Source organism: Paraburkholderia phymatum STM815 (genome assembly GCF_000020045.1).
Taxonomy (GTDB): Bacteria; Pseudomonadota; Gammaproteobacteria; order Burkholderiales; family Burkholderiaceae; genus Paraburkholderia; species Paraburkholderia phymatum.
In genome coordinates, this window is record NC_010623.1 from 1,455,937 (window position 1) to 1,474,535 (window position 18,599).

Here is an 18,599-nt window from a genome sequence, read left to right on the forward strand (position 1 = left end):
ATGCCTGAAGAACAGAACCTGGATGGTAAGACCCTGCTATTGGTTGACGGTTCGAGTTATCTGTACCGGGCCTACCATGCGATGCCTGATTTGCGCGGTCCCGATGGCGGGCCAACGGGGGCGCTCTACGGGATCATCAACATGCTGCGCCGTATGCGCAAGGAGGTTACGGCAGAGTATAGCGCGTGCGTGTTCGATGCCAAAGGCAAGACGTTTCGCGACGACTGGTATCCGCAATACAAGGCGAACCGTCCGTCGATGCCCGACGATCTCGCGAGACAGATCGAGCCGATTCACGTCGCCGTGCGCTCGCTCGGCTGGCCGCTCCTGATGATCGACGGCGTCGAAGCCGACGACGTGATCGGCACGCTTGCGAAGCGCGCGGAAGCGCGCGGCATGAACGTGATCGTATCCACTGGGGACAAGGATCTGGCGCAGCTCGTGACGGATCATGTCACCCTCATCAATACGATGACGAACGAGAAGCTCGACCGCGAAGGCGTCGTGGCGAAGTTCGGCGTGCCGCCCGAGCGCATCGTCGATTACCTGTCGCTGATCGGCGATACCGTCGACAACGTGCCCGGCGTGGAGAAATGCGGTCCGAAAACGGCGATCAAATGGCTCACGCAATTCGGCACCCTCGATGGCATCGTCGCACATGCAGATGAAATCAAAGGTGCGGTAGGAGACAATCTGCGGCGCGCGCTCCACTTTCTCCCTATGGCGAGAAAGCTCGTCACGGTCGAAACGGATTGCGATCTGACGGAACATGTGACCTCGTTCGCGGATACGCTCCCGACGCGGCCCGAGTCGCGCGAAGAACTGCGCGACGTGTTCACGCGTCATGGCTTCAAGACGTGGCTGCGTGAAGTTGAAGTCGCCGATGCCGTCGAAGGCCCCGAGACCGACGTGCCGCCCGCGCCCACCGTGGAAGGCGACGGCGCGCGCGAATACGACACCGTGCAGACCTGGGAACAGTTCGACGCGTGGCTCGAAAAAATCGATCATGCCGAGATCACCTCGTTCGATACGGAAACGACGTCGCTCGATCCGATGGTCGCGCAGATCGTCGGCATTTCGATTGCCGTCGAAGCGGGCAAGGCTGCGTATATTCCCGTCGCGCATCACGGGCCGGATGCGCCCGTCCAGTTGCCGCGCGACGAAGTGCTCGCGAAGCTCAAGCCGTGGCTCGAAAGCCGCGACAAAAAGAAGGTCGGCCAGCATCTGAAGTACGACGAGCAGGTACTCGCGAACTACGGCATTACGATGGACGGCATCGAGCACGACACGCTGTTGCAGTCGTACGTGCTCGAGTCGCATCGTCCGCACGACATGGACAACCTCGCACTGCGTCATCTCGGTCTTAAGACGATCAAGTACGAGGATGTGGCGGGCAAGGGCGCGTCGCAGATAGGTTTCGACGAAGTGGCGCTCGACAAGGCTTCCGAATACGCAGCGGAAGATGCCGACATCACGTTGCGTTTGCATCAGACGCTGTATCCGCAGATCGCTTCCGAAGTGCCGCTCGATCACGTGTACCGCAACATCGAAGTGCCGACGTCGCGTGTGCTGCGCAAGATGGAGCGCAACGGCGTGCTGATCGACGTCGAAAAGCTGCGCGTGCAAAGCAACGAGATCGCGACGCGTCTCGTCGAACTGGAGCGGCAGGCGTATGACCTCGCGGGCGGCGAATTCAATCTCGGCTCGCCGAAGCAGATCGGCCAGATTTTCTTCGAGAAGCTCGAACTGCCCGTCGTGAAGAAGACGCCGAGCGGCGCGCCTTCCACCGACGAAGAGGTGCTGCAAAAGCTTGCGGAAGACTATCCGCTGCCGAAGACGATCCTCGAGCACCGCGGGCTGTCGAAGCTGAAGTCGACCTACACCGACAAGCTTCCGCGCATGGTCAACGCGAGCACGGGCCGCGTGCATACGAACTATGCGCAGGCCGTCGCGGTGACGGGGCGCCTCGCATCGAACGATCCGAATCTGCAGAACATTCCCGTGCGCACGGGCGAAGGCCGGCGCATTCGCGAGGCGTTCATCGCGCCGCCGGGACACAAGCTCGTGTCGGCCGACTACTCGCAGATCGAGTTGCGCATCATGGCGCACATCTCCGGCGACGAAGCGCTGTTGCGTGCGTTCAAGCAGGGCGAAGACATCCACCGCGCCACGGCTTCGGAAGTGTTCAGTGTGACGCCGCTCGAAGTGTCGAACGATCAGCGGCGCATCGCGAAGGTGATCAACTTCGGCCTGATCTATGGGATGAGTTCGTTCGGGCTCGCGTCCAACCTGGGCATCACGCGCGATGCGGCGAAGCTGTATATCGACCGCTATTTCGCGCGTTACCCGGGCGTGGCCGCATACATGGAAAACACGCGCACCAGCGCGAAAATGAAGGGCTACGTCGAAACGGTGTTCGGCCGCCGGCTGTGGCTGCCCGAGATCAACGGCGGCAACGGCCCGCGCCGCCAGGCTGCGGAACGTGCGGCGATCAACGCGCCGATGCAGGGTACGGCCGCCGACCTGATCAAGCTGTCGATGATCGCGGTGCAGAAGTGGATCGAAGAATCGGGAATCCGCACGCGCATGATCATGCAGGTACACGACGAGTTGGTTCTCGAAGTGCCGGACGACGAACTCTCCGACGTGCGCAAGCGCTTGCCGGAACTGATGTGCGGTGTTGCGCAACTGAAGGTGCCGCTTGTCGCCGAAGTGGGCGCAGGCGCGAACTGGGAGGAAGCGCACTGAAAGACCGCAGTGGCATGTCCGTCGCGCTTCGCATGCCACCCTGACACAGCATTGTTGCTTCTTCAGGTCAATGGGATAACGTCGCTCGCATGTCACAGTTGGTTTTGACAGGCTTGTGACTTGTCCCCTTGCTCGCCGACAATCGACAGAACGCGAATAAAAACCAAAAAGCGGCCGCACTCGCGCGACGCGTGCCGCATCGACGCACAACTTTATCGGTCAATACGGAGAGTTCTGATGCATCGTTTTGTCGTCGTAGGTGGAGGCGCGGGGGGCCTGGAACTGGCCACGCGGCTCGGCGATCGTTACGCACGCAGGAAGCGCGACGGCGCGCCGCTAGCGCAGGTGACGCTGGTCGATCGTTATCCGACTCATATCTGGAAGCCGCTGCTGCACGAAGTTGCGGCGGGCAGCATGGACCCTTTCACGCAGGAACTCGAGTACGCGGCGCAGGCGCGCTGGCATGGTTTCGAGTTCCAGCAGGGCGAATTGATCGGCATCGACCGCACGGTGAAGACGATCACGCTCGGCCGTGTGCTCGACGACGACGGCGCGGAACTGCTGCCCGAGCGCGTTCTCGAATACGACACGCTCGTCATCGCGATCGGCAGTACGACGCATTTCTTCGGCGTCAAAGGCGCGCCGGAATATTCGCTGGCGCTCGATACCGTCCAACAGGCCGAGCGCTTTCGCAAACGTCTGATCGCTGCCTGCATGCGCGCCGAGCATCAGGAGCACGAGCCCGTCGAATCGAATCCTGGCGCGTCGTCGACGGAGCCGCGCATCCAGGTCGCGATTGTGGGCGGCGGCGCGACGGGCGTCGAACTCTCGGCCGAATTGCGCAATACCGCGCAAGTACTGTCCGCTTATGGGCTGCACAAGCTCGATCCGCGCCATGACGTGGGCATCGTGCTGATCGAAGCGGGGCCACGCATTCTGCCGGCGCTTCAGGAGCGGGTGTCGACGGCGACAGCGGAACTGCTGCAGAAGCTCGGCGTCAAGCTGATGGTCGGCGAGACGGTCGCGGAGGTCGCGCCGGGCGTGGTCCGCACGGCGAGCGGCAAGACCGTGCGTGCCGATCTGACCGTGTGGGCGGCGGGCATCAAGGCGCCGCCCGTGCTCGGCCAGCTCGACGGGCTGCCTGTGAACCGGTTAGGCCAGCTCGAAGTGCGCCGCACGCTGCAAACCGCCATCGACGAAAACGTCTTCGCGCTCGGCGATTGCGCTGCTTGCCCGTGGCCCGGCAACGAACGCAACGTGCCGCCGCGCGCGCAGGCCGCGCACCAGCAGGCGAGTTTCCTGCTGCGCGCGCTCGGCAACCGTCTCGAAGGCCGGCCGCTGCCGGAGTTCACCTATCGCGACTTCGGATCGCTCGTGTCGCTGGGGCACTTCAGCGCCGTCGGCAATCTGATGGGCGGCGTGATTGGCGGCAACATGCTGATCGAAGGGCTGTTTGCGCGCTTCATGTACATGTCGCTGTACCGGCTGCATATCGCAGCGCTGCACGGCTATGCGCGGATGGTGCTCGATACGTTCGCTCACTGGCTGCGGCGCACGACGCTGCCGCGCGTCAAATTGCACTGATCGATTTCGATGCTTCTGCAACAGGATGCGCTTTGCGCGTATCCTGTTGCCTTCCTTGCCGTTCACCCTTGTCATTTCTCCAAGGAGCAGCGCATGTTGAAGCCCGAAGTCGACAGTCTCATTCCCCGTGTTCCTTTCGACCGGCGCACGTTCATTAAGGCGACGCTCGGCACCGGCTTCGCGGCGTGCGTGCTGCCCGTGTCGGCGCAGACCATCCACACGGACAGCGATGGACTTGAGGCTGGCGAGATCAGCATCAAGTCGGGCGATACCCAGGTGCCCGCGTACCGCGCGCAGCCGAAGGGCAAGAAACATCTGCCCGTGATCCTGGTGGTTCACGAGATTTTCGGCGTGCACGAGCATATCGCCGACGTGTGCAGGCGATTTGCGAAGCAGGGCTATCTGGCGATCGCGCCGAACCTCTATGTGCGGCAGGGCGATCCGACCAGGTTCCAGTCGATGCAGCAGCTGAATGACGAGCTCGTGAGCAAGGTGCCCGATTCGCAGGTGCTCGCCGATCTCGACGCGACGTTCAAGTGGGCGGGCGAGCATGGCGGCGACGTGAGCAAGGTGGGCATCAATGGTTTCTGCTGGGGCGGGCGCATCACGTGGTTGTATGCCGAGCATAATCCACGGCTGAAGGCGGCCGTTGCGTGGTACGGGCGCGTGGCTGGCGATCAGACGCCGGAGACGCCGGCCAATCCGATCGATCGCGTGTCCGATCTTCAGGTGCCTGTGTTGGGGTTGTATGGCCGACAGGACCAGAGCATCCCGCAGGACTCGCTCGAACAGATGAAGCAGGCGATCGCGCAGGGCCCGCAAGCGGGCCGCGGGTCGCGGTTCGTCGTGTATGACGATGCGGGGCATGCGTTTTTTGCCGATTATCGGCCGAGTTATCGGCAGGCCGATGCCGAAGATGGATGGAAGCGGGCGCTCGAATGGTTTCGCGAGCATGGGGTGAAGTAGGTTTTGTCAGCGACGCAGTCGCCATTGCTGCCTTCTTGGCGTGGGCCACGCGTTGTGGGTCTCACTCTGCGGTTTCGGTGCCATCCGCGTTTTGCCTTCGTCTGATCGCGCGCAACAGGGTTGCCGTTATCACGACCTTGCGCGCCTATTTTAGTTCGATATCCTAATGTTTCCCTGACTGTCTCCCGGGCAGGTGAAGCACTTCGGGCGTACGTGCGAGCGACATCGGGTGGGTGGCCGCGTCGCAGGTAAAAAAACCGGCCCCGCGGACAGATAGGGTTTCTCCTCATAACCAAAGTCGAACACAAATTTGTATGATGACCCTATCACATGGCAACCTGCGAAGCGACAACGCAACTTCGATGTTCGAAAAAATCCCAAACAGAGCGCTCAGCGATACGGTCGCGCAACAGCTGCTGGCGCAAATCGACAAAGGCACCTTTGCCCGCGGCGGCAAGCTGCCGACAGAAGCGGTGCTGGCGCAGGAATTCGGCGTCAGCCGAACCGTCATCCGTGAGGCGATCTCACGTCTAAAGAATGAAGGCGTCGTCGAGCCGCGCCAGGGCAGCGGCGTTTACGTGGCCGCACACGGCGCGATCCGCCCGCTGCGGATCGACTACGCGGAAGCGATGGAAGGCGGCTCCGTCCTGCAAATCCTCGCGGTGCGCCGTGCGATCGAAGCCGAAGTCGCGGCGGAAGCCGCGATGCGCCGCACTGACTCGGACATGATGTCGATCGACGCGGCGCTCAGGAAGATCGATGAAGCCGTCGCCGAAGGCCGCGACGGCGTCGCCGAGGACGTCGCGTTTCATCGCGCGATTGCCGCCGTGACGGGCAATCCGTATTTCCTGAAGACGCTGTCCTTCCTCAACCAGTATCTCGAAGCGGGCACCGTCGTTACGCGCCGCAACGAGTCGCTGCGCGAAGACTTCTCGCGCCAGGTTCGCGATGAACACGCCGCCATTGCCGCTGCGATTCGCGCCGGCGATCCGATGGCCGCGCGCAACGCCGCGCAGACCCACATGTACAACGCGGCGCGTCGGCTGGGCGAAGCGGGGATCTGCTGATCCCTGTCGCGCAAGTCACCGCCTGAAGCATTGTTCGTAGAGGAAAGGTATGTCCAGAAATGTCGGAGTGATCGGTCTTGGCGCGATGGGAATGGGCGTCGCGCGCTCGCTGCTGCGCGGCGGCTTCAATGTGCATGCGTGCGACGTGCGCCCTGACGTGCTTGAACAGTTCGTCGGCGATGGCGGCAAGGCCTGCGCGAATCCCGCCGAGCTAGGCGCGCAGTGCGATGTGGTCGTCACGCTCGTCGTCAACGCAGCGCAAACGGAAGCCGTGCTGTTCGGCGAACAGGGCGCCGTCAAATCGATGAAAGCCGGCGGCGTGGTGATCGCCTGCGCAACCGTCGCGCCCGATTTCGCAATCGACCTCGGCCGCCGCATCGAAGCGGCCGGTCTGCAGATGCTCGATGCGCCCGTCTCGGGTGGCGCGGCGCGCGCGGCATCGGGCGAAATGACGATGATGACGTCCGGTCCCGCCGCCGCTTATGCCGCGTGCGAAGACGTGCTCGCGGCAATGGCGGGCAAGGTGTATCGCCTCGGCGACGTGCACGGCGCGGGCTCCAAGGTGAAGATCATCAACCAGTTGCTCGCGGGCGTGCACATCGCGGCCGCCGCGGAAGCGATGGCGCTCGGTCTGCGCGAAGGCGTCGACCCCGATGCCCTCTACGAGGTGATCACGCACAGCGCAGGCAATTCGTGGATGTTCGAGAACCGCGTGCCGCACATTCTCAACGGCGATTACACGCCGCTGTCCGCTGTCGATATCTTCGTCAAGGACCTGGGGCTCGTGCTCGATACCGCGCGACGTTCGAAGTTTCCGCTGCCGCTATCGGCGGCTGCGCATCAGATGTTCATGATGGCGTCGACGGCCGGGCATGGCGGCGAAGACGATTCGGCCGTCATCAAGATTTTCCCCGGCATCGACGTGCCGGCGAAGCGCTGAAAGAGAGGACCGCGACGACATGACGACCTCTGCCAGTAAGCCCCTGCTCGGTTGTATTGCCGACGACTTCACGGGCGCGACGGATCTCGCGAACATGCTGGTGCGCGGCGGCATGCGCACCGTTCAGACCATCGGCGTGCCTGCTGCCGACACGCGTGTTGAAGCCGACGCGCTGGTGGTTGCGCTAAAGTCGCGCACCATCGACGCAGCCGATGCCGTCGCGCAATCGCTCGCAGCGCTCGAATGGCTGCGTGCGCAAGGCTGCCGCCAGTTTTTCTTCAAGTACTGTTCGACCTTCGATTCGACCGACAAGGGCAACATCGGCCCCGTTGCCGATGCGCTGCTCGATGCGCTGTCGCCGATCGGCGGCGGCACGCCCTTCACGATCGCCTGTCCGGCGTTTCCGGAGAACGGGCGCACGATCTATCGCGGGCATCTGTTCGTCGGCGATGTGCTGTTGAACGAGTCGGGCATGGAGCATCATCCGCTTACGCCGATGACGGACGCTAACCTCGTGCGCGTGCTGCAACGGCAGACGCGCTCGACCGTCGGTCTCGTGCGTTACGACGCGGTTGCGCGCGGAGCCGAAGCCGTGCGCGCGTCGATCGATGCATTGCGTCACGACGGCGTGCGCATGGCGATCGCCGATGCCGTGTCGGATGCCGATCTCTACACGCTCGGCGAAGCGTGCGCGGACTTGCCGTTGATCACGGGCGGCTCTGGCGTCGCGCTTGGCTTGCCGGCCAATTTCCGTCGCGCCGGTTTGCTCGGCGATGCAGCAGCCGACGCAGGCGAGTTGCCGCGCATCGAAGGCGCGTCGGCGGTGCTGGCGGGCAGCGCATCGAAGGCAACCAATGCGCAGGTGGCCGCGTGGCGCGAAACGCGGCCCGCGTTCCGCATCGATCCATTGGCAGCGGCGCGCGGCGAGCCGGTCGTCGAACAGGCGCTCTCCTTTGCGCGCGAGCATATGAACGCACGCGAGAAGCAACCGGTGCTGATCTACGCAACGGCATCGCCGGACGAAGTGAAGGCGACGCAGCGCGAACTCGGCGTCGCGCAAGCCGGGGAACTCGTCGAACGCACGCTGGCTGCAATTGCGCGCGGGCTGCATCAGATGGGCGTGCGCAAATTCGTCGTAGCGGGCGGCGAGACGTCGGGCGCGGTCGTGCAGGCGCTCGATGTACGAATGCTGCGCATCGGCAAGCAGATCGATCCCGGCGTCCCTGCCACCGCGACCATTGGTGCGGAGCCGCTCGCGCTCGCACTCAAGTCTGGCAATTTCGGGGCCGTCGATTTCCTGGAGAAGGCGCTGCGTCATCTCGACGGAGGCACGCAATGACGCTCGCCGTCCACACGAGCAGCGAAGCGAAAGTCCGCGAAGAAATCTGCGTGACGGGCGCGAGTCTGTATGAGCGCGGCTACACCGTCGGCAGCGCGGGCAACATCAGCGCGCGGCTCGACGACGGCTGGCTGATCACGCCGACGGACGCATGCCTCGGGCGGCTTGATCCCGCGCAGATCGCGAAGGTCGATCTCGACGGCAACGCGGTCTCGGGCGGCAAGCCGTCGAAGACGCTCGCGCTTCATCGCGGCGTCTACGAACGCAACCGCGAAGCGCGCGGCATCGTGCATACGCATTCAACGCACCTCGTCGCGCTGACGCTGGCGGGCGTCTGGAATGAAGCCGACGTTCTGCCGCCCATCACGCCGTACTTCGTTATGAAGGTCGGGCACATTCCGCTGATTCGCTACAAGCGTCCCGGCGATCCGCAGGTCGCGCAACAGATCGCATCGCTCGCCGACAGCGTGCGCGGTGTGCTGCTCGAACGGCTCGGACCCGTCGTGTGGGAGCGTTCGGTGTCACAGGCTTCGTACGTGATCGAGGAACTCGAAGAGACGGCGCGCTTGTGGCTGATGACCAACCCTCGTCCTGCTCCCCTCGACGAAGCCGCACTCGACGAATTGCGCACCGTGTTCGGCGCACGCTGGTAAGCCGTCCGCTATCCGTTTAACCACCCAGGCAAAAAGCCGGAGGACCGTCCGACATGAAACGGATGTTCCACAACCGGCGCCATTCGAAGGAGACAATGCATGACAAGCTATCAGGCGACATCCGCCCGTCCGGCATCCGCTGCCGACGTGGCCGGGCAACCCGGCGCGGCCGAAATCGAACGCACCTACGGCAAGGTGTTCTGGCGCATCGTGCCGTTCTTGATGCTGTGCTATGTGGTCGCGTATCTGGACCGAGTCAACGTCGGCTTTGCCAAGCTGCAGATGTCGCAAGATCTTGCGTTCAGCGAGACCGTGTTCGGCCTCGGCGCGGGTGTGTTCTTTGTCGGGTACTTCCTGTTCGAACTGCCGAGCAACATCCTGATGCACAAACTGGGCGCGCGCATCTGGATCGCGCGGATCATGATCACGTGGGGCGTGATGTCCGCACTGTTCGTGTTCGTGCAGACGCCGATGCAGTTCTATGCGCTGCGCTTTCTGCTCGGTCTTGCCGAAGCGGGCTTCTATCCGGGCGTGATTCTGTACCTGACCTACTGGTTTCCGTCGCATCGCCGCGCGAAAATCATTGCGGTGTTCATGTCGGCGATTCCCGTTTCGGGCATCTTCGGCAATCCGCTGTCAGGCTGGATCATGCAGACCTTCGATGCGCATCACGGTTTGGCCGGCTGGCAATGGATGTTCGTGATCGAAGCGGTGCCCGCGATCGCCATCGGCATTGCGACGATCCTGTATCTCGACAACGGCATCGCCGCCGCCAAATGGCTGACGGCGCGCGAGAAGAAACTGCTCGCCGACGAAATCGCCGCGCAGCCGCAAGAAAAGACGCAGTCGCATTCGCTGGGCGCCGTGTTCCGCGATCCGCGTACGTGGTGGATGTCGCTGATCTACTTTGCGTTCGTCACGGGCCAGTACGGGCTCACGTTCTGGATGCCCACGCTCATCAAATCGACGGGTGTGAAGGGCGCGCTCGAGATCGGACTGCTGAGCGCGATTCCGTTTCTCGTCGCCATCGTCGTGATGAACGTGATGGGGCACAGCGCGGACAAGCGCCGCGAGCGCCGCTGGCATCTCATCGGGCCCGCGCTGGCGGGCGCCGTCGGCTTCAGCGTCGCGGCATCGTTCGCGGACAACACGGCCGTATCGATCGCGTTTCTGTCGATTGCCGCAGCGGGCGTGCTGACCTGTGCGCCGCTCTTCTGGTCGCTGCCGACGGCGTTCATGTCGGGCGCAACGGCGGCCGCAGGCATCGCGATCATCAATTCGATCGGCAATCTGGCGGGCTTCGCGAGTCCGTACATGATCGGCTATCTTAAAGATCTCACGCATAGCACGCAGTCCGGCATGTACGTACTCGCCGCGATGCTCGTGATCGGCGCGCTTGCCGTATGGCTGACGCCCGCGCGGCTCGTGAACCGCTAAACGCGTATTTAAGGAGTTGCTTCGATGCCTCGCTTCGCCGCCAATCTGAGCATGATGTACAACGAACACGCGTTCCTCGATCGTTTCGCCGCCGCTGCGCGCGACGGCTTCCAGGCCGTGGAATTCTTGTTCCCTTATGACTTTCCTGCCGCAGACCTGAAGTCGCGTCTGACGGAACACGGTCTCACGCAGGCGCTCTTCAATGCGCCGCCGGGCGACTGGGGGGCGGGCGAGCGCGGCATCGCGTCGTTGCCGGGCCGTGAAGACGAGTTTCGCCGCGGTGTCGACACGGCGCTCGAGTATGCGCGCGTGCTCGGCAACGACAAGCTGCATGTGATGGCGGGACTGATCAAGCCCGAGCAATCGCGCGCCGCACATCGCGACGTCTATCTGAAGAACCTCGCGTATGCCGCGCAAACCGCACGCGCAGAAGGGATCACCGTCGTCATCGAGCCGATCAATACGCGCGACATTCCCGGCTTCTTTCTGAACCGGCAAGACGACGCGCAGGCGATCTGTGCGGAAGTCGGCGCCGCGAATCTGAAGGTGCAGTTCGACCTGTACCACTGCCAGATCGTCGAAGGCGATCTCGCGGTGAAGCTCAAGCGCGACATGAAGGGTATCGGCCATATCCAGATCGCGGGCGTGCCCGAGCGGCACGAACCCGATATCGGCGAAGTGAACTATCCGTATCTGTTCGCGCTGATCGACGAGCTTGGCTACGACGGCTGGCTCGGTTGCGAATACCGCCCGCGTGCGGGCACGTCCGAAGGTCTCGGATGGATCCGGCCGTACGTGAACGTGCGCGGCTAGTCATCGACGGCGCAATCGACAGACACACTGAGGAACATGGAAACATGAAAGTACTGATCACCGGTGGCGCAGGATTTCTCGGCCAGCGGCTTGCGCGCGAGCTGCTCGCGCGTGGCGAACTGAAGGGCGCGCACGGACAGCGCCAACCGATTACCGAACTGGTGTTGCTCGACGTCGTCGCGGCACCCGGTCCGCACGATGAACGCGTGCGCGTCGAAGTGGGCGATATTGCCGAACGCAGCGTGCTCGAACGTCTGATCGACGAGAAGACGGCGGCGATCTTCCATCTGGCGGCGATCGTCAGCGGCCAGGCGGAAGCTGACTTCGAGCTGGGCATGCGCATCAATCTCGATGCGTCGCGGCTGCTGCTCGATGTCTGCCGGGCGCGCGGGCATCGGCCGCGCGTCGTGTTCACGAGTTCCGTCGCCGTGTATGGCGGCGACTTGCCCGATACCGTGCGCGATGAAACCGCATTGAATCCGCAGTCGTCGTACGGCGCGCAGAAGGCGATCGCTGAACTGCTGCTTAACGATTATGCGCGGCGCGGTTTCGTCGACGGCCGTGTGCTGCGCCTGCCGACTATCAGCGTGCGTCCCGGCAAACCGAATGCGGCGGCGTCGTCGTTCGCGAGCGGCATCATACGCGAGCCGCTCAATGGCGAACCGTCCGTGTGTCCCGTGAACGGCTCGATGCGTCTGTGGCTGCTGTCGCCGCGCAAGGCGATCGAATGCCTCATCGCGGGATGCGAGATCGACAGTGCTGCGCTCGGCAACAAGCGCACGATCAATCTGCCGGGCGTGTCGGTAACCGTCGACGAGATGATCGCTGCGCTCCGCGAAGTGGCCGGCGACGCCGTCGCGGCGCGGATCGAATGGAAGGCGGACGAGCGCGTCGAGAAGATCGTCGGCAGCTGGCCTGCGCGGTGGGACGTCACGCGTGCGAAGCAGCTCGGGTTGCAGGGCGACGCGTCGTTCGCGGACATCGTCCGCGCATTTATCGACGACGAACTGGGCGGGAAGATTCCGCAGCACTGATGCGTCGTTTTCAACGGGACCGTGCGTTCGCTCCTGTTGCGCGCGTGCGCCCGCTCTTATGATCGGACGGTCCATCCATCATCGAGGGGACGTCGTGCGGCGCAGCGCGATACTCCTGCTGGTTCGTCTCACCGGCTGCGCGAGCGCGAGCGCGAACGCGGTTTCGTCGACGCGGGTGATGGTGGGCGCGCCAATGCGATGTACGAGGGGCGTGTCTTTCATGGTGACCTGCATTTCGCTGGTTTGCTTCAAACGTCGACCGCAGACGATACGCGCCGCGTCGCGATCCCATACAGCGCCGCACTGACCAGCGCCGATGCGCCGCCGACCAGCGCGAGCGCGGCGCCGAGACTCGAGTCTGTCTGCCCGAGGCGCTCGTTCAAATAGCCGACCGACAGCGGGCCCACGCCGCCGCTGATCGCGTTCGTCATGAACACGAGCAGCGCGAGCGAACGGCCGCGCATGCGGTTCGGCACGGCGATCTGCAAGGGCACGGGCGCGAGTCCCATTGCGATGCTCGCCGTGAACGCGCAGATGCCGTAAAGCACGATCGCGACGGCGCTGTCGCCGACGAGCGGCATCGCGATTGCGGCGGGTACCAGCAACGCGACAGCGCATGCCGAAAACGCCAGCACCTTGCGAAGTGTACTGTCGTCGGTGACGCGCGCCGCGAGCATGCCTGCACAACCGACGCCGAGTATCCCGCCGATCATGTACGCCGGCGCAGCCATCTGCCCGACCGTCTGCGGCGCGAGATGGAAGTGGCGCATCAGCAGCGTTGGAAACCACGCGGCGTGCGAATAGAACAGCGTGATCAATGCGACGTATGCTGCGAAATAAGGCAGACAGAAGCGGTTGCGCACGAACAGCTCACGCATGACATCGCGCAGCGATGGCATGTCGTCGTGGGCGCGCATGGCATGGGTGGACGCTTCGAGGCGTGCGGGCTCGCGAAGCGTGAATGCCACCAGTGCGGCCAGCACCAGGCCCGGCAGGCCGACGACCACGAAGATGGCTTGCCACGGCGCGATGCCGTGCGCAGCAAGCCATGCGTTGCCGTGGCCGTTCGCGGTCGCCGACAACAGCATGCCGCCGCCGAATAGCGCAACACCGCCGCCCACGTACGGCCCAAGCATGAAGACGCTGCTGGCGCGTGCGACGCGACGCGGCGCGAAGAGGTCGCTGAAGATCGACAGCGCAGCGGGGCTCAGTGCTGCCTCGGCGACGGCCGTGCCCGCGCGGGCGAGCAGCAGTTCGAAGAAGTTCGTCGCGAAGCCGCACAGCGTGGTCGAGATCGCCCATATCGCGATGCACGCTGCGATCAGCCTGACGCGGTTCGTTCGATCCACGAGGCGCGCGACGAACACACCCGCCGTCGCGTAGCACATCGTGAACGAGAAACCCTGCAGCAGGCCGATTTGCGTGTCCGTGAGCGTCAGCGACTGCTTGATCGGTTGAACGAGGATGCTGACGATCTGCCGGTCCAGATACGAGAACGCAAAGCAGATGAAGAACAGCAGCACGATGTAGACGGGATGCCGCACGCTGTCGTAAGCGGTCGTCTGTGCGGCTTCACCGGTTTGCTGCGCCAAGGAAGGATGAGCGCTCATACGGTCTCCGTGAGATGAGTCGGGACATGCGGTGCGTCAATCGGCGCTCGATTCTGCTGCGAGCAGCGCGAGGCAGTCTCCCGGTTCGGCGCGTGCGAACGTGCGCAGGCACATGACCGTGCCGTTGCCGCGAAATGCAATCTCGACGGGCGCTTGCCACGGACGATGCGGATCGAACAGACGGCCCGCCAGTTGGCCCTCGCGAACCTGATCGCCGAGTGCGAACGCCGGCTCGAACACGCCCGCATGCGGCGCATAGACATAGTGATGCGCGCCTTCGACGCGAAAGTACCGGGTTGCGGGCGCAGGACGGAGCGGCGCGTCGTGCAAGATGCCGAGCCGGTGCAGCACGCGCTGCAAGCCGCTTTCGACGATCGCGAGATTCGCCGCATCGCAGCCCGCATGGCCGCCGAACTCGCCGCATAGGAAGAGCTTGCCGTGCCGCTCTGCCGCAGCGGCGAAGGTGCGGTCTTCGCCGAGCAGATTCATGATCATCGTGTTCGGCGCGCCGAACGCGCGCACCAGATCGCCATATAGCGCGCGGCGTTCGCCCTGCGCGGGCGGCGACGCGAGCAGTGTCGGCGCATGTTCGAACGATGCGCCGCCCGCGTGGAGATCGATCACGACATCGGCGCGCGGCAGCAGTTCGGTTTCGACGTAGTGCGCGATCATCTCGGTGGGCTGTCCATTACGCGCGCCGGGAAAGAGGCGGTTGAGATTGCCGCCGTCGATCGGCGACGTGCGCGTGCCGTTCACGAACGCGGGAAAGTTAAGCGCGGGAATCACGATGAGGCGGCCGCGTATCGACATCGAAGCCAGCCGCTGCATCAGCTTGAATAGCGCGACGGGGCCTTCGTATTCGTCGCCGTGATTGCCGCCCGTCAGCAGTACGGTGCGGCCCGTGCCCGCGCCGGCGTTGAGCACGGCGAGCGGAATGGGAATGTGGCCATATGCGGAGCGGTCGTGCGACCACGGCAGCCGCAGCGTGCCTGTCTGGAAGCCGGTGCGTTCGAAGTCGACGTCGGTGGCGATGAGCGATGGAAGATGAGGCATGGCGCGATCCGTAAAGAGCGAGGCAGCGCCTCGTTGTCTTTACTATCGCCGACGATAAAACGTCCGGCCAATGCCGTTTTCTGCGGCAGCATATGCCTTGCAGGCATCGGTATCTCTGCGGATCGCGGCTATTTCAACTGCTCGATGAAGTGTTTCAGCGCGGGGTTCGTCTCGTGCGCGACGTAACAGAATTCGAGCGGCAGCGGCACCGACAGATCCTGCAACTCGGCAAAGCGCACCCGCGCGGGCGGCCGGTCGCGATTCGCGGCGTTGACGATCGCGGCGCCCACGCCTGCCGAAACCAGAGACAGGATCGCCGTTTCCGTCGATGCTTCCTGGCGGATATCGAGCGTGAGGCCGCGTTCGGCGCACGCGGAAAGCAGGCGGTCGTAATAGGCGGGGTACACATTGCGAGGAAAGGCGATGAACGGCTTGCCCGCCAGAGCGGCCGCTGCAACGGAGCCTGCGTCGCCGAGCGGCCATGTGTCCGGCACGGCCAGCACGACGTTCTGTTCGAGTACGGGCACGCCTGCAATGCCTTCGGGCAGCGCGCCCACCCGATAGCAGAAGCCGCCGTCGAGCCGTCCGGCGGCGAGCGCGTCGAACTGCTCGGGCGTGTTCATCGGCTGAAGTTCGAGCGCGACGTCAGGCGCCGCCTGTTCGAATGCGCTCAATGCGTGAGAGACGATGCCGCTCCACGCGGCGTTCTCGACGAAGCCGATGCGCAGATGACCTCGCACGCCCGATGCAATGCGGCGCGCGAGGCGGTTCGCGGCATCGACGCGCGCGAGGATCTCGCGCGCTTCCGGCAGATACGCGACGCCCGCCGCCGTGAGCTTCAGCCCTCGCGGCGTGCGTTCGAACAGCGCTGCGCCGATCGTGTCTTCGAGGTCCTGGATCTGACGCGAGATTGCCGGTTGCGTCACGTGCAATTGTTCGGATGCGGCTCGCACGCTGTGCAGTTCGGCGACAGCGATGAAATAGCGAAGGTGCCGAAGTTCCATACGGGGAAGCGGCGTTCGGGTGGGTGGTCTACGTGCTGTGCGGTTAAAGCGAAGCGTTCGCCGCCTGGGCCGCATGCGGCGAACGCTTCGTAGGACTTTCGTCTGATTGCAGCTTCGTCAGAGCGCCCGCATGCACCGGAAGCCCGCGTACACATGCTGATACCGCGGCTGAAACCAATTGCGGAACGTCGGCCGCAGCATGCATTGCGCAGTGCGCGCCGAGCCGCCCTTCAGCACGTAATGCTGGCCATCGAAGAAGTTGGCCGAGTAGCCGGGATAAAACGGAAACGCAACGAAGCCCGGCAGCGCTTCGAAGAGCGACGATGTCCATTCCCAGCCATTGCCATACTGACCTTCGACGCCGAACGTGCTGACGTTGTCCGGCGTGGCATCGACGGCTTGCGGATCCCAGCTGCGGAAATCGTAGTTGCCCGATGGCGCGTGCGGCACGCCGTGCGCGGCGCGCTGCCATTGCGCTTCCGTGGGCAGCGTCTTGCCGGCCCAATGCGCGTACGCGGATGCTTCGGCGTGGCTCACGTAGACAGGCCAGTCGGGCGGCAGCGGGATGTCGTTGAACATCGTGCGCAACATCCACTTGCCATCAGCGTCTTGCGACCACGAGACGGGATGCGCGACGCCCTCCGCTTCCTTCCACGCCCAATCCTTGTCGTTCCAGTACGCGCGATTTCCGTAGCCGCCTGCGTCGATGAACGCCCGGAACTGCGCATTCGTCACCATATAGCGATCGATCTCGAACGCTTCCACCTGCACCCGTTGCTCGCCGAATTCGTTGTCCCAACCGAAACGCCCGTCTTCCCTCTTCATGCCGAGCACCGCCTCGCCTGCGGATACGCGCACCATCGGCGAGCATTCGACATTGCGCGCGGACGCCGCTTTCGGTGCCGCGTCCTGCGGCGCGGCCTTCATTTCGAGCGGCAGTTGATGAAGCATGTACGCCAGCGTTTCCGCGTGCATCAGCCGGTGCTCGATGGCCACGTGCATCAGCTGATCGGGTGAGCCCGTGGACATGCCGCCGCTGCCGAATTCGAATTCGGCGAGACGTTCGTCGATCTGCTTGCGCGCTTTGTTTGCATAGTCGTGCACGGCGTCGAGCGATGGCCAGTCGGACGGTTGATCCGTCGGAAAGCCGCCGTCGACGGGATCGATGCCGAACGCGAAAAGCTGGTCGAGTTCTGGCGCGAACGCGGGCAGCGGACAGAGCCGCTCGTCGAAGAGATTGCGGTCGAAGGCTTCGAGATGGCCGATGTAGAAGACGATCCTGTGACGTTCCCGGATCGGCCGTTCATAGAGGTATTCGGGTTTGACGACCGAGAACAGGGCGTCGCTGACGCGGCGTGCGTCGATGAGCCGTTGAACCAGCGGGTGGTGCGGAGCAGGGTCGCGATTCATTCGCCGGTCTCCTCGTAAGGCTGCAAGCTTCTTGCATGGAACGGGACAATTTTAAACTGTACCGCAGCCGCAGGAGACGTGCCAGGCGTGTGCCTATTGGCGTCGCATGATGCGACGCCGCGCGTGAGAACCGGTGAGAGCTAGGGAGAATCAGGCGTTCGTAGCCGCGCCGACCTGGCGCAAGCCGTCGGGATCGACGATGTGAATGAAGCGGCCTTGCGCGTCGATCAGCCCGCGCTTTTGAAATCTTGACAGGGTACGACTTACGGTTTCGAGCGTCATGCCGAGATAGCTGCCCATGTCTTCGCGCGTCATCCGCAGATTGAATTCCGCGGATGAATAGCCGCGCTGCGCGTTGCGTTCAGAGATGTCGAGCAGGAATGCCGCGACGCGCTCGTCGGCGTTCAGCGAGCCCAGCACCATCATCTGGCCGGCTTCGCGGACGATCTGCTCGCCCATCAGCTTGTGGAGCCGATCCTGCATCGAACTGATTTCGCGGCACAGATGCTTGAGCGCTGCGTAAGGGATGATGCACACCGAGCTGTCTTCGAGCGCCACCGCGCTGCACGCGTGCTGGTCGCTGCTGATGCCGTCGAGCCCCAGCGCTTCGCCCGCGAGCCGCAGCCCCGTAACCTGTTCGCGGCCATCGCGATGGGCCATCACCGTCTTCAGCGATCCCGAGCGCACAGCGTACAGATTGTCGAACGAATCGCCCGCGCGATAGAGCGACTCGCCGCGACGCACCGCGCGCGCCGAGCAGATGAGCGCTTCGAGTTGCGGCATTTCATTGGCGGCGACGCCTTGCGGCATACACAGATGACGCATCGCGCACGACGAACAGCGCGCGGTGCTGCGCTGTGTGGACGAGACCGGCGTGCGGCGGGCGCCGCGAACGGGAGCAACAGCGGTGGGATTGAGCATGGTACCAACCGGCGGTAGAA

General features: G+C 63.9%; 16 protein-coding genes. 10 read left to right on the plus strand and 6 right to left on the minus strand.

What is annotated here, in order from left to right; genetic code table 11:
- From polA to denD, 10 genes are all read left to right on the plus strand, one after another.
- Window positions 1–2,748, plus strand: coding sequence for a DNA polymerase I (gene polA / locus BPHY_RS22230; protein ID WP_012403706.1), 2,748 nt, complete (start codon window positions 1–3; stop codon window positions 2,746–2,748).
- Window positions 2,749–2,985: 237 nt separating this feature from the next.
- Window positions 2,986–4,332 carry an NAD(P)/FAD-dependent oxidoreductase gene (locus tag BPHY_RS22235; protein ID WP_012403707.1) on the plus strand — a complete coding sequence of 449 codons (1,347 nt, stop codon included), beginning with the start codon at window positions 2,986–2,988 and terminating at the stop codon, window positions 4,330–4,332.
- A 93-nt stretch (window positions 4,333–4,425) separates the two neighbouring features.
- Entirely contained in the window at window positions 4,426–5,298 is an 873-nt protein-coding gene (locus BPHY_RS22240) for a dienelactone hydrolase family protein (RefSeq protein ID WP_012403708.1), read from the plus strand.
- A 362-nt stretch (window positions 5,299–5,660) separates the two neighbouring features.
- On the plus strand, window positions 5,661–6,365 hold the full coding sequence (locus BPHY_RS22245; RefSeq protein WP_012403709.1) for a FadR/GntR family transcriptional regulator: 705 nt from the start codon (window positions 5,661–5,663) through the stop codon (window positions 6,363–6,365).
- Window positions 6,366–6,414: 49 nt separating this feature from the next.
- Window positions 6,415–7,305, plus strand: a complete 891-nt coding sequence (gene ltnD / locus BPHY_RS22250; protein ID WP_012403710.1) for an L-threonate dehydrogenase — start codon at window positions 6,415–6,417, stop codon at window positions 7,303–7,305.
- Between the two features lie 19 nt (window positions 7,306–7,324).
- On the plus strand, window positions 7,325–8,644 hold the full coding sequence (gene otnK / locus BPHY_RS22255; protein WP_012403711.1) for a 3-oxo-tetronate kinase: 1,320 nt from the start codon (window positions 7,325–7,327) through the stop codon (window positions 8,642–8,644).
- Window positions 8,641–9,297 (plus strand): 3-oxo-tetronate 4-phosphate decarboxylase, encoded by a 657-nt coding sequence (gene otnC, locus BPHY_RS22260; RefSeq protein ID WP_012403712.1) that lies wholly within the window; start codon window positions 8,641–8,643, stop codon window positions 9,295–9,297. The genes otnK and otnC overlap by 4 nt, the downstream gene beginning before the upstream one ends.
- A gap of 99 nt (window positions 9,298–9,396) precedes the next feature.
- Entirely contained in the window at window positions 9,397–10,734 is a 1,338-nt protein-coding gene (locus BPHY_RS22265) for an MFS transporter (RefSeq protein WP_012403713.1), read from the plus strand.
- A gap of 24 nt (window positions 10,735–10,758) precedes the next feature.
- A complete protein-coding gene (gene otnI, locus BPHY_RS22270) occupies window positions 10,759–11,547 on the plus strand; it encodes a 2-oxo-tetronate isomerase (RefSeq protein WP_012403714.1) in 789 nt (262 codons plus the stop codon).
- Between the two features lie 44 nt (window positions 11,548–11,591).
- Entirely contained in the window at window positions 11,592–12,581 is a 990-nt protein-coding gene (gene denD, locus BPHY_RS22275; protein WP_012403715.1) for a D-erythronate dehydrogenase, read from the plus strand.
- A 78-nt stretch (window positions 12,582–12,659) separates the two neighbouring features.
- Here the strand turns inward: denD and BPHY_RS41850 are convergent, their stop codons facing one another.
- The 6 genes from BPHY_RS41850 to fnr form a co-directional block, all read right to left on the minus strand.
- Window positions 12,660–12,803: a hypothetical protein gene (locus tag BPHY_RS41850; RefSeq protein ID WP_157686665.1), complete on the minus strand. Its 144-nt coding sequence runs from the start codon at window positions 12,801–12,803 to the stop codon at window positions 12,660–12,662.
- Between the two features lie 26 nt (window positions 12,804–12,829).
- A complete protein-coding gene (locus tag BPHY_RS22280; RefSeq protein ID WP_012403716.1) occupies window positions 12,830–14,191 on the minus strand; it encodes an MFS transporter in 1,362 nt (453 codons plus the stop codon).
- 36 nt (window positions 14,192–14,227) lie between these two features.
- Entirely contained in the window at window positions 14,228–15,244 is a 1,017-nt protein-coding gene (locus tag BPHY_RS22285) for a succinylglutamate desuccinylase/aspartoacylase family protein (protein WP_012403717.1), read from the minus strand.
- A gap of 128 nt (window positions 15,245–15,372) precedes the next feature.
- Window positions 15,373–16,248, minus strand: a complete 876-nt coding sequence (locus BPHY_RS22290) for a LysR family transcriptional regulator (RefSeq protein WP_012403718.1) — start codon at window positions 16,246–16,248, stop codon at window positions 15,373–15,375.
- A gap of 117 nt (window positions 16,249–16,365) precedes the next feature.
- A complete protein-coding gene (locus BPHY_RS22295) occupies window positions 16,366–17,658 on the minus strand; it encodes an SUMF1/EgtB/PvdO family nonheme iron enzyme (protein ID WP_012403719.1) in 1,293 nt (430 codons plus the stop codon).
- A 150-nt stretch (window positions 17,659–17,808) separates the two neighbouring features.
- Window positions 17,809–18,579: a fumarate/nitrate reduction transcriptional regulator Fnr gene (gene fnr / locus BPHY_RS22300; RefSeq protein ID WP_083775883.1), complete on the minus strand. Its 771-nt coding sequence runs from the start codon at window positions 18,577–18,579 to the stop codon at window positions 17,809–17,811.
- Window positions 18,580–18,599 lie beyond the last annotated feature (20 nt).

Bases quoted from the DNA above. Each gene is read 5' to 3' on its own strand.
- polA (WP_012403706.1), top strand. From the start codon at position 1: ATGCCTGAAGAACAGAACCTGGATGGTAAGACCCTGCTATTGGTTGAC.
- BPHY_RS22240 (WP_012403708.1), top strand. From the start codon at position 4,426: ATGTTGAAGCCCGAAGTCGACAGTCTCATTCCCCGTGTTCCTTTCGAC.
- BPHY_RS22285 (WP_012403717.1), bottom strand. From the start codon at position 15,244: ATGCCTCATCTTCCATCGCTCATCGCCACCGACGTCGACTTCGAACGC.
- otnK (WP_012403711.1), top strand. From the start codon at position 7,325: ATGACGACCTCTGCCAGTAAGCCCCTGCTCGGTTGTATTGCCGACGAC.
- otnC (WP_012403712.1), top strand. From the start codon at position 8,641: ATGACGCTCGCCGTCCACACGAGCAGCGAAGCGAAAGTCCGCGAAGAA.
- fnr (WP_083775883.1), bottom strand. From the start codon at position 18,579: ATGCTCAATCCCACCGCTGTTGCTCCCGTTCGCGGCGCCCGCCGCACG.
- BPHY_RS22235 (WP_012403707.1), top strand. From the start codon at position 2,986: ATGCATCGTTTTGTCGTCGTAGGTGGAGGCGCGGGGGGCCTGGAACTG.
- BPHY_RS22280 (WP_012403716.1), bottom strand. From the start codon at position 14,191: ATGAGCGCTCATCCTTCCTTGGCGCAGCAAACCGGTGAAGCCGCACAG.
- ltnD (WP_012403710.1), top strand. From the start codon at position 6,415: ATGTCCAGAAATGTCGGAGTGATCGGTCTTGGCGCGATGGGAATGGGC.
- BPHY_RS22245 (WP_012403709.1), top strand. From the start codon at position 5,661: ATGTTCGAAAAAATCCCAAACAGAGCGCTCAGCGATACGGTCGCGCAA.
- BPHY_RS41850 (WP_157686665.1), bottom strand. From the start codon at position 12,803: ATGAAAGACACGCCCCTCGTACATCGCATTGGCGCGCCCACCATCACC.
- BPHY_RS22295 (WP_012403719.1), bottom strand. From the start codon at position 17,658: ATGAATCGCGACCCTGCTCCGCACCACCCGCTGGTTCAACGGCTCATC.
- otnI (WP_012403714.1), top strand. From the start codon at position 10,759: ATGCCTCGCTTCGCCGCCAATCTGAGCATGATGTACAACGAACACGCG.
- BPHY_RS22290 (WP_012403718.1), bottom strand. From the start codon at position 16,248: ATGGAACTTCGGCACCTTCGCTATTTCATCGCTGTCGCCGAACTGCAC.
- denD (WP_012403715.1), top strand. From the start codon at position 11,592: ATGAAAGTACTGATCACCGGTGGCGCAGGATTTCTCGGCCAGCGGCTT.
- BPHY_RS22265 (WP_012403713.1), top strand. From the start codon at position 9,397: ATGACAAGCTATCAGGCGACATCCGCCCGTCCGGCATCCGCTGCCGAC.